This is a genomic window from Anaerosolibacter carboniphilus (assembly GCF_014205875.1).
Taxonomy (GTDB): domain Bacteria; phylum Bacillota; class Clostridia; order Peptostreptococcales; family Thermotaleaceae; genus Anaerosolibacter; species Anaerosolibacter carboniphilus.
In genome coordinates, this window is record NZ_JACHEN010000003.1 from 197783 (window position 1) to 214057 (window position 16275).

21 protein-coding genes and 1 other annotated feature are annotated in these 16275 nt (G+C 34.0%); of the genes, 8 read left to right on the top strand and 13 right to left on the bottom strand.

Going from position 1 to position 16275, the window contains the following annotated elements; translation table 11 throughout:
• Nucleotides 1-215: 215 nt before the first annotated feature.
• Nucleotides 216-1505, bottom strand: coding sequence for an aspartate--tRNA(Asn) ligase (gene aspS / locus HNQ80_RS04055; RefSeq protein WP_184308402.1), 1290 nt, complete (start codon nucleotides 1503-1505; stop codon nucleotides 216-218).
• Nucleotides 1506-1698: 193 nt separating this feature from the next.
• Nucleotides 1699-1924: a binding site (T-box leader), on the bottom strand.
• A gap of 414 nt (nucleotides 1925-2338) precedes the next feature.
• Here aspS and HNQ80_RS04060 point away from each other — a divergent pair.
• Entirely contained in the window at nucleotides 2339-3010 is a 672-nt protein-coding gene (locus HNQ80_RS04060; protein WP_184308446.1) for a L,D-transpeptidase family protein, read from the top strand.
• A gap of 361 nt (nucleotides 3011-3371) precedes the next feature.
• Nucleotides 3372-3818: a CBO0543 family protein gene (locus HNQ80_RS04065; protein ID WP_184308404.1), complete on the top strand. Its 447-nt coding sequence runs from the start codon at nucleotides 3372-3374 to the stop codon at nucleotides 3816-3818.
• Between the two features lie 134 nt (nucleotides 3819-3952).
• On the opposite strand, the gene HNQ80_RS04070 is transcribed toward HNQ80_RS04065, so the two are convergent.
• Nucleotides 3953-4858 carry a CsxC family protein gene (locus tag HNQ80_RS04070; RefSeq protein ID WP_207726840.1) on the bottom strand — a complete coding sequence of 302 codons (906 nt, stop codon included), beginning with the start codon at nucleotides 4856-4858 and terminating at the stop codon, nucleotides 3953-3955.
• A 463-nt stretch (nucleotides 4859-5321) separates the two neighbouring features.
• On the opposite strand from HNQ80_RS04070, the gene HNQ80_RS04075 reads away from it, so the two are divergent.
• Nucleotides 5322-5684, top strand: a complete 363-nt coding sequence (locus HNQ80_RS04075; protein ID WP_184308406.1) for a YmaF family protein — start codon at nucleotides 5322-5324, stop codon at nucleotides 5682-5684.
• Between the two features lie 347 nt (nucleotides 5685-6031).
• On the top strand, nucleotides 6032-6196 hold the full coding sequence (locus HNQ80_RS04080; RefSeq protein WP_184308407.1) for a hypothetical protein: 165 nt from the start codon (nucleotides 6032-6034) through the stop codon (nucleotides 6194-6196).
• Nucleotides 6197-6488: 292 nt separating this feature from the next.
• Here the strand turns inward: HNQ80_RS04080 and HNQ80_RS04085 are convergent, their stop codons facing one another.
• From HNQ80_RS04085 to HNQ80_RS04100, 4 genes are all read right to left on the bottom strand, one after another.
• On the bottom strand, nucleotides 6489-6806 hold the full coding sequence (locus HNQ80_RS04085) for a carboxymuconolactone decarboxylase family protein (protein ID WP_184308409.1): 318 nt from the start codon (nucleotides 6804-6806) through the stop codon (nucleotides 6489-6491).
• 757 nt (nucleotides 6807-7563) lie between these two features.
• A complete protein-coding gene (locus HNQ80_RS04090) occupies nucleotides 7564-8259 on the bottom strand; it encodes a DUF421 domain-containing protein (RefSeq protein WP_184308411.1) in 696 nt (231 codons plus the stop codon).
• 162 nt (nucleotides 8260-8421) lie between these two features.
• Nucleotides 8422-8916, bottom strand: coding sequence for a manganese catalase family protein (locus HNQ80_RS04095; RefSeq protein ID WP_207726841.1), 495 nt, complete (start codon nucleotides 8914-8916; stop codon nucleotides 8422-8424).
• A 110-nt stretch (nucleotides 8917-9026) separates the two neighbouring features.
• Nucleotides 9027-9257, bottom strand: coding sequence for a hypothetical protein (locus HNQ80_RS04100; protein ID WP_184308413.1), 231 nt, complete (start codon nucleotides 9255-9257; stop codon nucleotides 9027-9029).
• Between the two features lie 88 nt (nucleotides 9258-9345).
• On the opposite strand from HNQ80_RS04100, the gene HNQ80_RS04105 reads away from it, so the two are divergent.
• Nucleotides 9346-9819, top strand: coding sequence for a copper amine oxidase N-terminal domain-containing protein (locus HNQ80_RS04105; RefSeq protein ID WP_184308415.1), 474 nt, complete (start codon nucleotides 9346-9348; stop codon nucleotides 9817-9819).
• 329 nt (nucleotides 9820-10148) lie between these two features.
• Here the strand turns inward: HNQ80_RS04105 and HNQ80_RS26205 are convergent, their stop codons facing one another.
• Nucleotides 10149-10283, bottom strand: coding sequence for a hypothetical protein (locus HNQ80_RS26205; RefSeq protein WP_279288953.1), 135 nt, complete (start codon nucleotides 10281-10283; stop codon nucleotides 10149-10151).
• A gap of 186 nt (nucleotides 10284-10469) precedes the next feature.
• Nucleotides 10470-10646, bottom strand: coding sequence for a hypothetical protein (locus tag HNQ80_RS04110; protein ID WP_184308417.1), 177 nt, complete (start codon nucleotides 10644-10646; stop codon nucleotides 10470-10472).
• 208 nt (nucleotides 10647-10854) lie between these two features.
• On the opposite strand from HNQ80_RS04110, the gene HNQ80_RS04115 reads away from it, so the two are divergent.
• The 3 genes from HNQ80_RS04115 (at nucleotide 10855) to HNQ80_RS04120 (ending at nucleotide 13018) form a co-directional block, all read left to right on the top strand.
• Entirely contained in the window at nucleotides 10855-11100 is a 246-nt protein-coding gene (locus tag HNQ80_RS04115; RefSeq protein WP_184308419.1) for a hypothetical protein, read from the top strand.
• 457 nt (nucleotides 11101-11557) lie between these two features.
• Nucleotides 11558-11893 (top strand): hypothetical protein, encoded by a 336-nt coding sequence (locus tag HNQ80_RS25565; protein ID WP_207726842.1) that lies wholly within the window; start codon nucleotides 11558-11560, stop codon nucleotides 11891-11893.
• 186 nt (nucleotides 11894-12079) lie between these two features.
• On the top strand, nucleotides 12080-13018 hold the full coding sequence (locus tag HNQ80_RS04120) for a DUF1848 domain-containing protein (protein ID WP_184308421.1): 939 nt from the start codon (nucleotides 12080-12082) through the stop codon (nucleotides 13016-13018).
• A 112-nt stretch (nucleotides 13019-13130) separates the two neighbouring features.
• Here HNQ80_RS04120 and HNQ80_RS04125 read toward each other — a convergent pair whose 3' ends face one another.
• The 5 genes from HNQ80_RS04125 to HNQ80_RS04140 all read right to left on the bottom strand — a co-directional run.
• Nucleotides 13131-13280: a hypothetical protein gene (locus tag HNQ80_RS04125; RefSeq protein ID WP_184308423.1), complete on the bottom strand. Its 150-nt coding sequence runs from the start codon at nucleotides 13278-13280 to the stop codon at nucleotides 13131-13133.
• A gap of 484 nt (nucleotides 13281-13764) precedes the next feature.
• Complete coding sequence (locus HNQ80_RS26210) at nucleotides 13765-13899, bottom strand: hypothetical protein (RefSeq protein ID WP_279288954.1); 135 nt, start codon at nucleotides 13897-13899, stop codon at nucleotides 13765-13767.
• 215 nt (nucleotides 13900-14114) lie between these two features.
• Entirely contained in the window at nucleotides 14115-14783 is a 669-nt protein-coding gene (locus HNQ80_RS04130; RefSeq protein ID WP_184308424.1) for a hypothetical protein, read from the bottom strand.
• A 108-nt stretch (nucleotides 14784-14891) separates the two neighbouring features.
• The gene (locus tag HNQ80_RS04135; protein WP_184308426.1) at nucleotides 14892-15089 is read right to left on the bottom strand and encodes a hypothetical protein; all 198 of its coding nucleotides are present in this window, start codon (nucleotides 15087-15089) and stop codon (nucleotides 14892-14894) included.
• 492 nt (nucleotides 15090-15581) lie between these two features.
• The coding region (locus HNQ80_RS04140) for a collagen-like triple helix repeat-containing protein (protein WP_184308428.1) at nucleotides 15582-16275 on the bottom strand (694 nt) is incomplete at its 5' end.

The window sequence follows — 16275 nt, forward strand, 5'->3', positions numbered from 1 at the left end:
TTAAATCTTCACATATTTTCTTCTTTCATCCCATAAGATTACAGTTTATAAGAATTATTTTTTATACTATCTTATTACATTAGCAGATAATCGCCTCGTTTTGAGCAAATAAAAAAGACCTTCTCTAATTGGTCTTTTTTATTTGCTAATTTAAAATTAGATCTCCTTAATTACTAAAGGATATTCTTATCTTTTATTTCTAAAATTTTTTCCATCTACGGTATTAATCTACTTTTATCCCTCGGGAAGAGTGTCGCTTCACGAACATTATCAAATCCCAAAAGCATAGCTGTAATTCGTTCAAGTCCTATGGCAAGTCCACCGTGGGGAGGCATGCCAAATTTAAATACAGATAGATATCCTTCAAATTTGTTAGGATCCAGACCATGTTTTACCATATTGTCCTTTAACTGTTCATACTGATGTATCCTTTGACCCCCCGTAGTGATTTCGAGCCCTCTGAATATTAAATCAAAACTATGGGTTTCCCAACTCTCAGCAGGCATAGTATACATTGGCCTCTTTGACTGGGGATAATGAGTAAGAAAAACAAAATCAGAATCATACTTTTCCTTTATATATTTAGATATGAGCACTTCTCCTTCAGGATCTAGGTCTCCTTCAAGATTCTCTTTACCATATTGGGTTCCTAACAGTTGTATCGCTTCTGATAACTTCAATCTAGGTATCTCCGCTGGTATGACAGGTATATTTGTATCGAGTAATTCTAACTCCGAAGCACATGTTTTACCAACGTATTGCAGCATATATCTTAGCAGCTGAGTTTCTAACTCCATAATCTCGAATTCATTCTCAATGAACCCCATTTCTAAGTCCATACTGACGTATTCATTCAGATGACGTTTTGTATCATGACTTTCCGCTCTATATACATGTCCAATCTCAAAAACCCTTTCATAACCTGCACCTACCATCATTTGCTTATAAAATTGGGGACTTTGTGCAAGATAGGCTTCCTTGTCAAAATATTTAACAGTAAATAAGTTGGTTCCGCCTTCGGTTCCCTCTGCCACAATTTTAGGTGTGAATATCTGTGTAAAACCCTGCTGGATAAGGAATTGAGAAAATCCTTGAGCTAAGGCAGCCTGTATCTTAAACACTGCATTAATTCTTGGGTTTCTTAAACCAATCACTCGATTATTTAAGAGCACATCCAAATTGATGTCCATCGATTCTTTGTTAATCTCTATAGGCAAATCTTCTTTTACTGCAGATATTATTATTAATGTAGAAACCTGTATTTCAATACCAGTTTTGCATGATTCATTCTCGATTGATTGTCCTGTAATTTCAACAACACTCTCGAGTTTCAGCCCTTTTATTTCAACCTCTTTCGTATTGACCACACACTGTACAATCCCACTTCTGTCTCTTACTAGCAAAAATCCAATTTTACCAATTTTTCTTATTCTGTGTATCCACCCATTTATCCTGACCTCTTTACCCATATGATTTTTGATTTCGCTAATTAATACTCTTTTCATACATATCCTCCTTTTCATTAATAAAAGGACGTCCATGATAAACAAAAAATCGCCTCTTCTATCTATAAGAGGCGATTCGACCGCGGTACCACTCTTTTTAACTACCTATTAAAAATAGATTACAAGAATAAAGCAGAGTGTGCACAAGCTCCACTTTCCATAGGCTGACAAATAATAAAAAACTCACTTCTCTGCAAGAAGTGAGTTTTGCCCACGGTACCATTCTTATTAACTATTCTTGATAAATAGTTCTCTTTACTTCCGATAACGGGGAAACCCGAGTTATCCTATTTACCTATATCGGTTTTCAGATAACCTACTCCAGGAGGTCCTTCAGTGTTATTTATCTCATCAGGCTTCCACCAACCCTGACTCGCTGGGAGGCTCCTAACACCTACTCTTCCCTTCACAGTAATTAAAAATATTTTTTATTTATTATATAGGTTATACACCTATATGTCAATACTATTATATTCAAAATTAATTAAATTATTCTACAATTAGGCATATGAGTTATAAGAACAGTTTTAAATTCCCCACCAGCGTTTCATTTATTTTCTTCTAAAATTAAAGCGTAGAGGGATTTTATATTGATCTACTTCAATGCAGGTATATTCAATATGTGTTAAATCATAATTCTATAAAGGTGAAAGAGGATAAACTCCCTTCTCTATTTTACTGACTTTAGTAATGCGCTTATATATCAAGCATATAATATTATAGGTAAAGGAGGGAAAATCTTGAAGAAATGGTTAAATTGGAGGACTATTTGTATAGTATATATACCCTTATTAATAATTTTAAAAATTTTCTTTTCTCCCACTCATACTTTGATGAATAAAAACATTTCCATTCAATCTCTGAAAAACAATGAATATATGCTTTGGGAAGAAAAAGAAATGAAAAAACATCCAGACTATGATAATTTAGCAATTTATATTGATATCAATATGAAAACCTTAGAACTCGTTAATCTAGACAATAATAGTGTATTAAAAAGATATTTAATTGCTACCGGTAAAGCCAAAACCCCTTCTCCCATCGGGAACTGGACAATTACTGAAAAGGCCAGATGGGGTAAAGGATTTGGCACAAGGTGGATGGGGCTGAATGTTCCATGGGGTAAATATGGCATACATGGTACCAATAATCCTAGTTCTATAGGGCGACCTGCTTCCCACGGATGTATAAGAATGCAAAATAAAGATGTGGAAGATTTATATCGTTATGTTAAGGTGGGAACCCCTGTAAACATTTTAGGTGGAACTTTTGGTCCGTTTGGAAATGGCTTCAAAGTTTTAGTACCAGGTGATCGAGGTGCTGATGTTTTTGAAGTACAGAAACGAATGAAAAGAATGGGGTATTATCCTGGTTATATAGATGGGATATATGGTGAAGGAATGAAAGCCTACGTAATTAAATTTCGAAAAGATAACGGCTTATCATTATCTCACAATATTGATCTTGAATTTTATAAGGCATTAAATATATATCTGTTTGAGTGAAGAATTTGTACTTGATCTATGCTCTCTTTTGCTAATTCGATTCATAACTTTTTCGGTTTATCTACTGAAATAGGTAGCATAGCCTCAATCTCTTCATTACATGTATATCTCACAATATATAAATCACTTACTTTCTTTGTAGATAATAATTTTTTTCTAGTATAATTTCTTATTATGCTCATATAATATTTGTATGGAGAACATAATGTTAGTGGTTGTATTATCATCTTTTGTTATTCATCAGCCCGCTATATTGTGTTCTTTCGTTATGTCCTAAATCTTATTTTACTGATACGAATATTGGTATAGATGGACCATAAAGACATATACTAATTCTTATAGCTGCTTTAGGAGGTGTTTTATGACTCTAAATATCGTATTGGGTTTTATCTTACCAACATTGCTTTCTGCCTATCTTTTTAAGAAAGATGTGAAACTCGTAATGCTCATCTATCCTATAGCCATCAGTTTTGCATGTATCTACAATATATTTGGATTTACATTAGATTATTGGATGCTTAAACCTGAAAAAATGGGTTGTATAGCTGCTTTACCCATGGATTTAGGTTTGTATCCATTTTTATCAAGTTTACTCATTTATCTAATTCATCATAAGGGATTTAACAGCAAACTGCTCATTCTAGCTTTTGCCATTTTTACAACAGTTGCTGAATATGTCGCGGTACTATTTAAACATGTTACTTACCATAATGGTTGGAACATTGGATTTACTTTTTTTTCATATTTGACCCCCTATGTATTTATACATTGCTATTATAAATACTTTAAAAAGATAAGCTTTTCATAAATTCTACTTAGCTCCTTTTTAATCTAAGGGTACCTATACAATTCAAATTTTAGTATATAAGGATGGAACTGCCCAGCAGCTCCATCCTTATATAAATACAAATCCACTTTTACGCAGTTGAGAACTTGATGGTACTATTCTTGATAACAATGTTTGTCAGGAATGACACCCATACCGGTAGGTGGAATAGCAACCTGACGATTTTGCAATATCTTTAAGGTTAGGAAGATAACCATTTTTTCTTCAATACTCTTAAATTGTTTTTCTTCAAAAGGCATTTTATAGCCGTCTGGTCGAGTACGGCACAATTGTTCATCAAACTCTACAATTCTGCTGCTTATTAATTCACAGAAAGGAAGTTCATTGAAGTATTCTGTGCTGATTTGATTAAACTCTGACAAATCACCAGACATTAAGTGATCCTTCTCGGCAAATCCATGGCCGTGAATCTTTTGCTGTTTTAGATATTCAAATTCCACAGAAGTTCTAGGAATAGGACCTAATGGTGCGATACCATTAAAGAATACAGGTGTTGTACAACTCCATGGTACGTCTACTGTACAATGCTTAATATCTCCACAAAAACTTTGGCTGCTAGAGCAGGTACGTGTTGCATATTGGATATTCTTACGAACGAATCCTTTAATAAAGAGCACGTTTGTGTCCTGAATAAGGAGACATTGAGTAACTTTCAAATGCTTTTTGATATCTTTGATTTCCCATGCATATTCTGGTAGATCGATAATTGAATTTACATTGACTTGGACAGTTAGTTCTGCGAGAACAACAGGCACTTTAGCTACGGCACCAGTAGTCAATGGAGTAATAGGAGCGGGTGTACTCACGCAGTCTCCTATAGTCCCACCTGTTACCTTTGCACAATTTGGTTTATAGTGTTTTAGTGAAGTTATTTCTGCATTCGCACTATCGACAGCATTATTTCCACCATAATACATACTTTTCTCATACTGCTTACCACCGTAATAATCATTTGTTGGATAGTATCCTTTCTCAAAATCGTATTGCTTCTTCATTGACATTATGAAGGAACCCCCTTATAAATTTATTTTTAGCAAGGTCCAATGCATGTCCCTCACCTAGTACATGATATTCTTTAAAGACAAGAATGCTACAAAAATAAAAAGAATTTTTCGATATATGTATCTAAAAATACATTTAGTCCAAATAGCCTATACTAAATTAAATTTAAGTATGTAACGCTTTCGATCTTCAGCCAACGAATAATCCATCTTCAATTCATTTGTATCGTTTAAATGCACCTAGGTGATCTTATCTAAACTACTTTTTCTAACAGCGCTAAACTTTTAATACATTACTCTTATTTCAAATAACGACACTTCAAGAATTTTAAGCATTTCGTATTACTGAATATCACATTTGGGACATGTTGCTAGTAATATATATTGCAAGAAGATGAAGCAGACGTAATTTTCTATGCTTCACCATGCTTGTAATATATTATCTGGGGGTTGAAAATTTTTTATGGATGTTAAAGTTAAATTTACACCAGAATACGATAAAAAGCATAATACAATTCTAGCACAAACACACGTTCATGAATTTTTAGGTAGTACAAGACTTGCCGGACAAATCACACACAATCATCGTTTTGCAGGTGTCACAAGCGAAGCAATTCCACTTCCTGGTGGCGACCATAAGCATGCTTTATTAACCAATACAGACTTTGCGATTGGGCATCTTCATGAAATTGGTGCAGAAACTGGACCTGCAATTCCTGTTGGAGGTGGAAAACACGTCCACTTTGTAGAAACATTAACAACATTAGACCTGGGTCATGCACATGAAGCAGTTTTTGCTACCCTCATAGAAGATCCCATCGGATAGTTCTTTGCTAATCAGTTGCTCCCAGACTAGGGCAATTTGTAGATTGCTCTAGTTTACATACAGCATTCTGATCGTATCATACTTTCTAGTCAGTTATTTATAGGTCTTAACTCATACTAACCCTTACTTGCTTTCACTATAAAAATGGTATCTTCTTCCTATATATCACAGAATAAAAAATACTGGTGATATATGTAAGATATTTTATGCTTCAACCTTATGACTCAGAAAAAACGCTTATCCTATTTTGTACTGTTTTTAGAGTCTCTAAATTTTTGACTCTCTTTCTATTTCGCTCCAAGCAATTTTTTTGATAATTTGTATATAATGCTAGTGGGGGACCTTAAATGAATGAACATGAAAGTAATTTGGAAACTATTAATTCTCTTAAAAACATTCTTTATAGTTTTCTAGAAGAATGCCAGTGGAACTTTCATGATGAAACCGTAGTCTCTATTAATAGAGCAATAGATGAATATATCGTAGCCTATATTCGAAGCTTAAGTGCATAATCAAGCTCCCAGAGTTATTCTAGGAGCTATATTTTCTGATATACTTACCTAACACTTATCATTTCATTTTATTTGCCACAAACGTTTAATTAGTATAAAATACAGCACTGCTTTATGATCCTAATAAATATCTGCTACTTATCTCTAGAAAAATAGCTCTGCAAGATCTTAGTTTAATAATTCCTTTCTACATCTATCACTTTTACCTTTAAATTAGAAAAGAGCAGGAATTTTAACCTACTCTTTTCTAATTTAAAGGTGTACTTAGGGATATATACTTATTATCTAATGACTAATCTGCATCATATGCATTTATTGCTGAAGGTAATGATGTTGTTACGACATTTCCTACTGCTGGCAGACCTACAAGTACAGCACTGATTATTTCTTCTCTACTTGCCCCATGCTCTTTCGCCTGTTTTACATGAAATGGAATTCCACTTTCTAACCTAGCTGCAGCAAGAACTGCAATATAAGCAAGTTCTTCTGTTTTTTTGTCAAGCTTACTTGCCGTATCTAATTTTTCCACTACTTCCATCCACGCCTTTGCTTGTTCTGGCGCTTCAGTCATGAACATCTGAAACGCATTACTAATAAGCGGTTTATCCATAATTACCAATCTCCTTTACCATATTATCACTCTACTACAATGCCATGACTATTTAAGCATCCATGATGCAGTGTTTAAAAAATAGGAATCAAGATTTCTTAAACTATTACTTCTACATATCCCATAAATTACCTTCCAAATAAAAAATAAAATTTCTTCTACTTATCTGATTAAAGACATTCTTAGCCTTGCGATGCGAAAAAGAAATTCTGTGCTTTTAGCCATTAAAATGAAAACGAGCTCAGTCCATCTCATAAATAGCGATAAACTTACCAAATCCATTGTCCATAATACTTCCTCTCGATTCATATAATTCTTAAATCTATATTTATTCTCCTAAAACACCATTTTTCTACACATCCTGATTATTTCCTTTTTTGATATAAAATAGTTTTTACCTTTGGCATTTATGTTAAATGTGTATTCACTTCTGCATATAGTTGATCAATTGACAAAAAATAAGTTTGAGGTGAGTATTTATGATAATTTCATTTAAACGAAATCTAGGAAACAAGGATAGAACAATAAGAATTCTTCTAGGTTCATTCTTATTAATTGAAGGAATACTTGGATACTGAATCATTATGGATATGCTAGGTTGGTCAACCGTTAAGTCAAAAAGGTAAAGGCAGGGATCTCCTGTCTTTTTCTTTATCGGTATGTGTTATACTTTTTTCCCTTTATGCTTTTAATTATTTATTATGATATAGTTTTCTTTTCATGATAAACTTTAAACAAACTTATACTTTGTGCTATTTTATGAATTCCTTTCTTTTCGTTTATTTATGTAAAGTCTTCCATCACTTTGTAGCTCAGCATAAATCACATCACTTACAGATTCAATTCCAAACAATTTCAATTGATTATCCAGCCACGCTTGACTTAAACTGAATTCTTCTAGGTTTCCGATTACTACTTTGCCATCTACAATAATCTCGCTAGGTATATGTACTCTTTGATGAGTTAGTATTTTTAGATCTTTTCTAGTCGGAGATTCTGATTCAGGTATTTTTAATACGCTTAATTTTCCATTAGTCTCTAAAATAGCATAGTCCACATCAGAAAATGAAAAAACTTCTTTATTACGAAGGAGCATCGATAGATCATCAATGTTCAGTTTTGATTTAGACAATGCCTTTTCCTGAATTTTTCCTTTCTTGATAACAATCATAGGTTCACCATCTAATAGCACTCTAGCTTTTGAAGATTTTAAGCTTAAATATTCTAATAAAAATGTAAGTACGGCCCATAATGTCACACCAACCAAGCCGTCCATAAGCTTAATATCCCGGTGTACCACCATATCTCCAACTATATTTCCTAGGGCAATTCCAGTAATGTATGTAAAGTGAGTCAGTTGTCCAATTTGCTTTTTCCCTAGCATACGTGTCAATAAAAACAATACTGTAAATCCCAATAAGGTTCTAAATACCGTAACAAAAATAGAATGCATATAGCCTCCTCATATGTTCGTAATAATATGCTCTATTTTATTTTGCACAATTTAATTGTTATTATTTTCTAAGCAATTTCGATCATGTTACTTGTAAATTTAGTTCTAAATATTAAGGCATATTTCTACTAAATAAAGCCAGGATCTCTCCTGGCATTTTATCTAGAAAATTCTCTTGGCTGAATGAAACTCTTCTACACTTCTGAGTGCTTCTCCGAATCTTTGGAAGTGAACAATTTCACGTTCTCTTAGGAATCTCAAAGCATCCTTTAACAAAGGATCATCAGTCAAATTCAAAAGTTGTTCATATACCGCCCTGGCTTTTTGCTCAGCAGCCATATCCTCATACAAATCGGTTACTGGGTCTCCAATGGATTGGATATAGGCTGCAGTCCATGGGTTACCTGTAGAATCTTGGGGATAGATAGCTTTATCACGGATAGCATACATTGCACCCATATCAGCTTCTTTGATTTCTTCAACGGTTGCCCCTGTCATTAGCATTTTTACCATGGTACAGATCATTTCCCAGTGTGCCATCTCCTCGGTACCAATATCAGTTAATAGTGCTTTTGCCTGATCTGTAGGCATATTATATCTTTGATGCAAATATCTCAACGCAGCAGACAGTTCTCCATCTGGACCTCCGAATCGCAATAGGATATGATATCTACAAGTGTTTAAAATGTTTATATCTTATTGCTATGGTGTTACGAATAATCTTCATTAAGTGTATCGTTCGCAATATAGGAATATTATAACTTGACCTATATCTGTCGTATCCAATTAATCTTCTGATTAGTTACTTGCTCTGTTTCAGCAATTGCTTCTGTTAAGGTCAAAAATCCACCCCTTGTAGAATCAATCTTATCTTTTTGTGTCATAGATTCAAATTCAATATAAAAACACTCAATCTCCTTATCATCACAAATTTCTAGCGGGTCTTTATAATCACCACTGCCATATAGCACATTCCACTTGATTAGATCCTTTATCAAAATATAGTTGTATACTCCTAAAATGTAAAAGATTGTCACGAAATGCTATCTTTCATATATAATTAAAAGAAAAAAGGAGTTGTTACAAATGAAAAAATTTATAAGTGGACTAATAGTAGGTATTATGGCTGCCTCGATGACCTTTGTCTTCGCAGATCAGTCTGTGATTAAGTTAATTGTAAACGGTAAAGAAATTCAATCTGATGTTCCTCCTCAAATAATCAATGGACGTACTCTAGTTCCAGCACGTCCATTAGCTGAGGCCTTGAATGCTAAAGTTGAATGGGATGAGAAATATAGAGCTGTTATCGTGACTTCAGTTTCTGAATCTACTCCGAAAGACTTACCTTCAGTTTCTATTGAAAACAACAAAGATAATCTTATTTTGGGAAGAGATCTTACTGACAAATACGGTGTTAAAATATCAGCGATTCCTGGTCCTCTTACCAAACTTGTAAGATTGACATACGGTGATAAAACTATAGAAACTGATGATTATCAAATAATTGAAGGTAAGACGTATTTTAACAAAAACATATTAACTGAACTAGGTATTCAATAGTTTCCCCCCTCCGCGACTCTGCACGAAAATTTGAGAAGCCACATTTGTCGTTATTCGCCCCAAATTATTTGGGGTGATTTTTATTGTGTAACCTTATCCGGCATTTGTGAATAGTATGTACTGGGACAAGTCCCTGGGATTGTCCGTTCCATGCATGCTTTAGGGACTCCTCCTCAAACTACCCGATCCCCCTCGGGTAGTTTCTTTATGCATTAAATCTTATTCTAGCGACATACTCTAGCTAGATTACATCACAACTGCACTAAAATTCTATTTGCTCACCTTTATCCAGCAGTAACTATGGTAAAATAGCCATGGTTAAATATTTTTTAGCATGCAGATCGCTGAACACTTGCCGCTGTGGGTTGGTCTTTTTCTTTATCAAAATCTTTGAATCTCCCATTCTCAACGATAGATATCAATTGAAATTTTTCATATAACCACATAGCAAGCTGAATACTCACCCTTGTACCTCCTGTCTCGTAATCAGCCAATGACCTCTTACTTGAATTGATCTATTCTGATGCTTCTATCTCACTAGGAGCATCTTTCCTATTTCTTGATAAAATAATTATTTAATCCACAAAGTTGTCCTCAAATTCTCTATAAAATAAAGTGCATGAAGCACTTTTCCTATGTACTGATTGATATTAAGCATCTTTTTTGATATTTTCTCTATTCTCTGGCACGTATCCCAAAGCTGCCATGAATTTATCCGTCAAGGCAGTAGCGATTTTCACTTGTTCTTCTTTTGGTAAACTACTGATTAATTCTCTTTTGCCATCTCTTAAGATATAGGAAGTTACAGTCAATTCTTTTCGTGCCATAATATCACCTCAATACATACTATTTTTAAAAAAGTGAATGGGTTCGTGATTCTTACGATCTATTTGCCTAATTTCTAATGCGATCAGAATTATATCTGTAATAAATTCATTTCATAGAATAAAGTTACGTTTAGCCCTTATGTCGATTTTTGTATAAAGGTTTTACCTTTTTCCTGTAGAATTATGTAAATTGGAAGGAGCTGAAATCATGACAAGATTGGGATTAACGGCTGATGAATTATTCCATTTTGGGATAATAACAAACTTAAGCGTTTCATCTGATAAGATTAACGAAATGTTAGATGGTGAAAAATCTGATGTAGCCGAGCTTAAAGCTGGGTTTACTATCGCACGTGAAGAAGCATTAATTAATACAGTTGCATTGATGATTGAAAAAAATAATGAAGTGTTAATGCAACAGCTTAAACAGCTAAATATCAACTTGGATCTATGATCTTTTCAACCATTTGCTTCTTTTTCATCAGAATTAATTGCTCCGTTTTTATAATTTCTCTTTGCTGAATTGGAACTTACACTTCCAGTTCAGCTAATCTTTTCAGATACTCTACTTTGCTTTTTAAAGAATTATCCACCCACCTCACCTCCCTAAAGTTATGTTTAGCGCAGTTGCATTGTAACTTTAAGAGATTAATATGACAAATATTACGCTTAATAGAATTACTTTCGTTTCTGAGATAAGCGAAGTGATAAGCTATAAAAGTGGGTTATGTTTAGAGTATACATAAATATAAAAAAATCCAGATAATATCAAAATACTTGAGGGTGTTTTAGAACTAAAAATATGTGACTTAATCAACAACTTTCAAGTGAAATGATTATGAAAATAAACTTACAGATCCCATTCCCTTTTATAGTTATGCAAAGAGAAGTATGGTCTGACCGCTTTCATTATGGCACTCGGAATCTTGGATGATTTAGCCGATTATCAAAAGGCAAGCCCTTGGAACGCTGTAAGAAGGACTGAATGGCGAAATATTATACAACTAAAAGACTTATTTGAAAGTGAATCATTAGAGGCGTTTTACCGAGAGTTTATTGATCAGAGATATATAGATTATTTGTATAGAAATTTTGATGATATATATCCGACAAGGGAACGGCTCAAAGCCACTGAAAAAGTTTCAATTAGAGGAAAATCTTTGAGCCTATCATTCCGAGCGCAGCGAAGAATCCAGTATTTAAAGGCTTTAGAGACTCTTCATTTCACTATGTTTCATTCAGAATGACAAAATTCTAGATTTTTTCAGTGGCCTCGGATGGTTCTGATCTGTTGCATGTTACACAGTTATTTCTTTGGTATGGGAATTTGTCTACCCTCATTTTATTGCACAAAATATGTATATAATTGTGCCCCACCTACAGATGAGGTAGCTACTTCTTTCTTATTGTAATTATGAAACGGGGAGATTTAAATGATACTAAGTGTAAGTAGACGTACTGATATTCCCGCTTTTTATAGCGACTGGTTTTTCAATAGATTGAGAGAGGGATATGTTCTAGTTAAAAATCCAATGAACACTAAGCAAATCAGCAAAGTTATATTAAATCCTGAAACTATAGACTGCATTGTCTTCTGGACTAAAGACCCCACTCCAATGATCCACAGATTAGATGAAATTAAAGATTATCCATATTATTTTCAGTTTACATTGAATTCCTATGATCTAAGTTTGGAACTTAATGTACCCAAAAAGAAGCATTTGATTGATGCATTTATCGCGTTATCAAATAAGATCGGAAAGGAAAGAGTCATTTGGCGATATGATCCGATCTTATTAACTGATAGTTTTGATAAAGAATATCACTTCAAATGGTTTGAATACTTAGCAAGTCGATTATCTGATTACACTAATAAGTGTGTAATTAGTTTTCTAGACTTGTATAGAAAAACTAAGCGTAACTTAAAAGCTATTCCTCTATTATCGATTCAATTAGAAGACATGAATGATATCGCATCCAATATATCTAAAATTGCTGCTTCCTATAATTTGGCTATTGAATCTTGTTCCGAAGAAATCGATTTGCAGAGATTTAATATCAAACACGGTAAATGCATTGATCCCAAATTGATTTCAGATATTCTTAAGATAAAAATTGATGTTGATAAGGACCCTAATCAGAGACTAGAATGTGGTTGTGTGAAAAGTATCGATATCGGCGAATACAATACTTGTAACCATGAATGTTTATATTGTTATGCTAATTTTAGTAAAGGTACTGTCCAAAAAAATGTTGCATTACACGATAGTAACTCACCTCTTCTGATCGATAATCTCAATGGTGATGAAAGGATATATGAACGAGAAATGATATTCTATAAGAAAAGTCAGATCAGTTTATTCGATTATTAAAGGACGTTTCATTGTAAAACGTTCTTTAAATGCGAAAAAGTATCTGCGACAAGAAAGAGCTTAACAGTGTAAAATTTATTTACACTGTTAAGCTCTTTCTTAAATATAGGCTTTATAGTTCAATATTTTCTATAGCATCAATGATATCTAGAACTGCTTTACGGTATCCTTTAGACCAAATAAATGTAGTGTCGCTATGGTGTTCTACATCTACACCATCTAAAATTTCATATAAAACCTCGATCAAATTACTTTTACCCACTTTAATAATAACCTCCATTTTACTTTTATAAAAATCACCAATAAAAGATTATATAGAATTATTTTTAAAAATATTGTCGTAATCTGTCAGGAATATCCAGAAAAATTTATTTTTCTGATCACAACTCAATAGTAATTGGGTAACATTTAAATGTTTTTTGGATTACCTCGAGCATTTATTATATGATAAGATTGGTAATACCTATTATTATTACATTCTGAAGAACAACAAAACTATTTAAATGTAACAAAAGGCGATTCTGTTCTGTCTCTAAATATGTATTTGACGGTGATTTCTAACCTTGCCTGATAGGTGTTCAATTTCAATTGCTCACTAAATATCTTACTACTTCATAATTAACCCCCTTAGTATCTACCAAAAAGACATTCATTCTCAAGAATTCTATTTAAGGATCAGTTCATATTTGAGTAATAATTGTGTCTATAATAATTGAAGCTAGGGTTTCCCCCAGCTTCAATTATTCCTACAAGCCACAACCAAAGAATACAAATAGCACGATGATAATTATGATGATCAATATCAAATCATCACCATCATCACCATCATCGCCATCAAAGATACCAACTCCTAATAATAATAGTAAAATGACTATTATCAAAAGGAACATCCAGTCAAAATTTTGACCGTAATACCATTGCGGGTAGTTGTGTTGGCTCTTATGATTATTCATATAGACACCTCGCTTTATAGGATGTCCCAGGCCCCTCTGGCACTACATTAATATGTAGGACAACCTAAAAGGTGTATTATTATGTTTTAAAATTTTTAAAAAAGACCATCTAATAATGAATACCAGATGGTCTTTTTAGGTTATTATACGTTATTTTTTTTTAGTTCATTTGCTATTACATTAACTTGTTCTACTATACTTTCAAGATTGCTAGGATCGATATTCTTGTGTCCATCTAAATTTTTTAGTTTATTGATTATATTTTCAATTGTATTCGTGTCAACTTTTTCTTTAGAGCTTTTTATAGTATCTACTATATTGGGATCTTTTTTAAGTTCATTTGCTATTTCAACAGCTTGTTTTATTATATCTTTCAGGTTACTTGGATTTATATTTATATCGGACACTATAGACTGACCTCCTTTAGTTTTGCTTAACATACTTATTATTGGGCTCATATTAGAATTACTCTCTTCAGTCTTAAAATTTCCTAATATATTGAGTATCTTTCCTATATCTAGGTTATTTATAAAATCTTTTATATTCAAATTCTCTCCTTGTGTAAATAACACTATAAAAACACCTGCCATAGCCAATAGGTGTTCTGGTGTTATGTTAATACTAATTGCATTATTCGAATTAGCTGGATAGATTGGGTTTTGAGTAGAATATCCATTGTAAGGATTTTCTACAGGTGTATTATAATAAGGATTTTTCCCAAGTCTATAATAAGGATCTTCTATAGGTTTATAATAAGACTCTGCTATTTTAGAATTATTAGAGTAAGGGGTTGTATGTTTAGACTTTCTCATTTTTCTACCTCCCTTCGATCAATGTGTAAATTAATACTTTAGTTGTTTAACACAAAAAATCTGAAGCTTGGTTTGAAAGCTGGAGTTTCCCCCAGCTCTCAATTACCCCTATAATCTACAACCAAAGAATACAAATAGCACGATGATAATTATGATGATCAATATCAAATCATTATCATCATCTCCACCAAAGTCATCAACTCCTAATAATAATAGTAAAATGACTATTATCAAAAGGAACATCCAGTCAAAATTCTGACCGCAGCAATGAGGTGGATATTTGTTAGGTTGCAATTGGTTATACATATAGGCACCTCCCCTTTCTAATGTCCATGGGGCTTGGGCACTACATAAATATGTAGGACGAGCTAAAATGTGCATCATTATAATTAAAATAGCTTATCCATGAGGTGTATAATTCTGCGATATGGGAACAGTTCTTTTCTGTATTCTGTCGCCAAATATGTATTTAATGCCAAAAGACAGAGTCAAGCTCTGCCCTTTTTTAAATTAAGTGAAATTTAATCTATCCTGCCTATCTATCTTTGGTCACTAATAGCAGCATTGCTGTTATTAATAGCCAACTCACTTAAAGGAACATGCGGAAGGCCAGTTGTTATATTTCTCACTAACAATGCTATATCCACAGCATTTTCTGGAATTCCCCCATGAGTTACCTAAAGAAAACAACTACTGCTCCATTGATAACAAATCACCTAATATTATAAACAACTAAAATTGATACATATAAGTAACAAGAAAGCAGGAGTCCCTGCTTTCCCGTTCACGTACCATATGCTAAGTTAAGCGATTTATTGACCATACAATTCCTGGCGTACCTGCTCCTCCCAGATCCAGCGGTATGGTTAAACCGTTTGCCTCATAAAAGAGGCCAATAACATCGCCTGCAGTTAATTCCACAGTCCCTGCTAAAGTGACCGTTCCGTTTCCGAGTATTGTTCTTAGGGTCAGTACTAGTGCCACATTCACGTTCAGTAACGGGAACAGACCACTAACCAAATCTGTTACTACTGGTGATGTCCTTCTTACAACAAATGCGGGATTGACACCGGCGCCTAAGGAAAGCGTAATGGCAGCAGTTGTCGAGTAGTTGATTGTAGCTTCAATCATATATACACCGGTCGCTGGAACCGTATAATTACCCGTTACCTCATCAAAGGTAGCGCTGTCAAAATACGGAGAAGTCACGGTAAATCCTGTTAGCTGGGTACTAGCGGCAGTTGAAACAGCCGGTAGAAATGCTGAAAAACCTTCCCCTAATACAGCCGCACCTGCTGGCCCTGTTGCTCCCGTTGCTCCGGTGGCCCCTGTTGCTCCTGTTGCTCCTGTTGCTCCTGCTGGACCTGTCGCTCCTGTTGCTCCTGCTGGACCTATCTCTCCTGTTGGACCTGCTGGACCTGTCGCTCCTGTTGCTCCTGCTGGACCTGTCACTCCTGTTGCTCCTGCTGGACCTGTCACTCCTGTTGCTCCT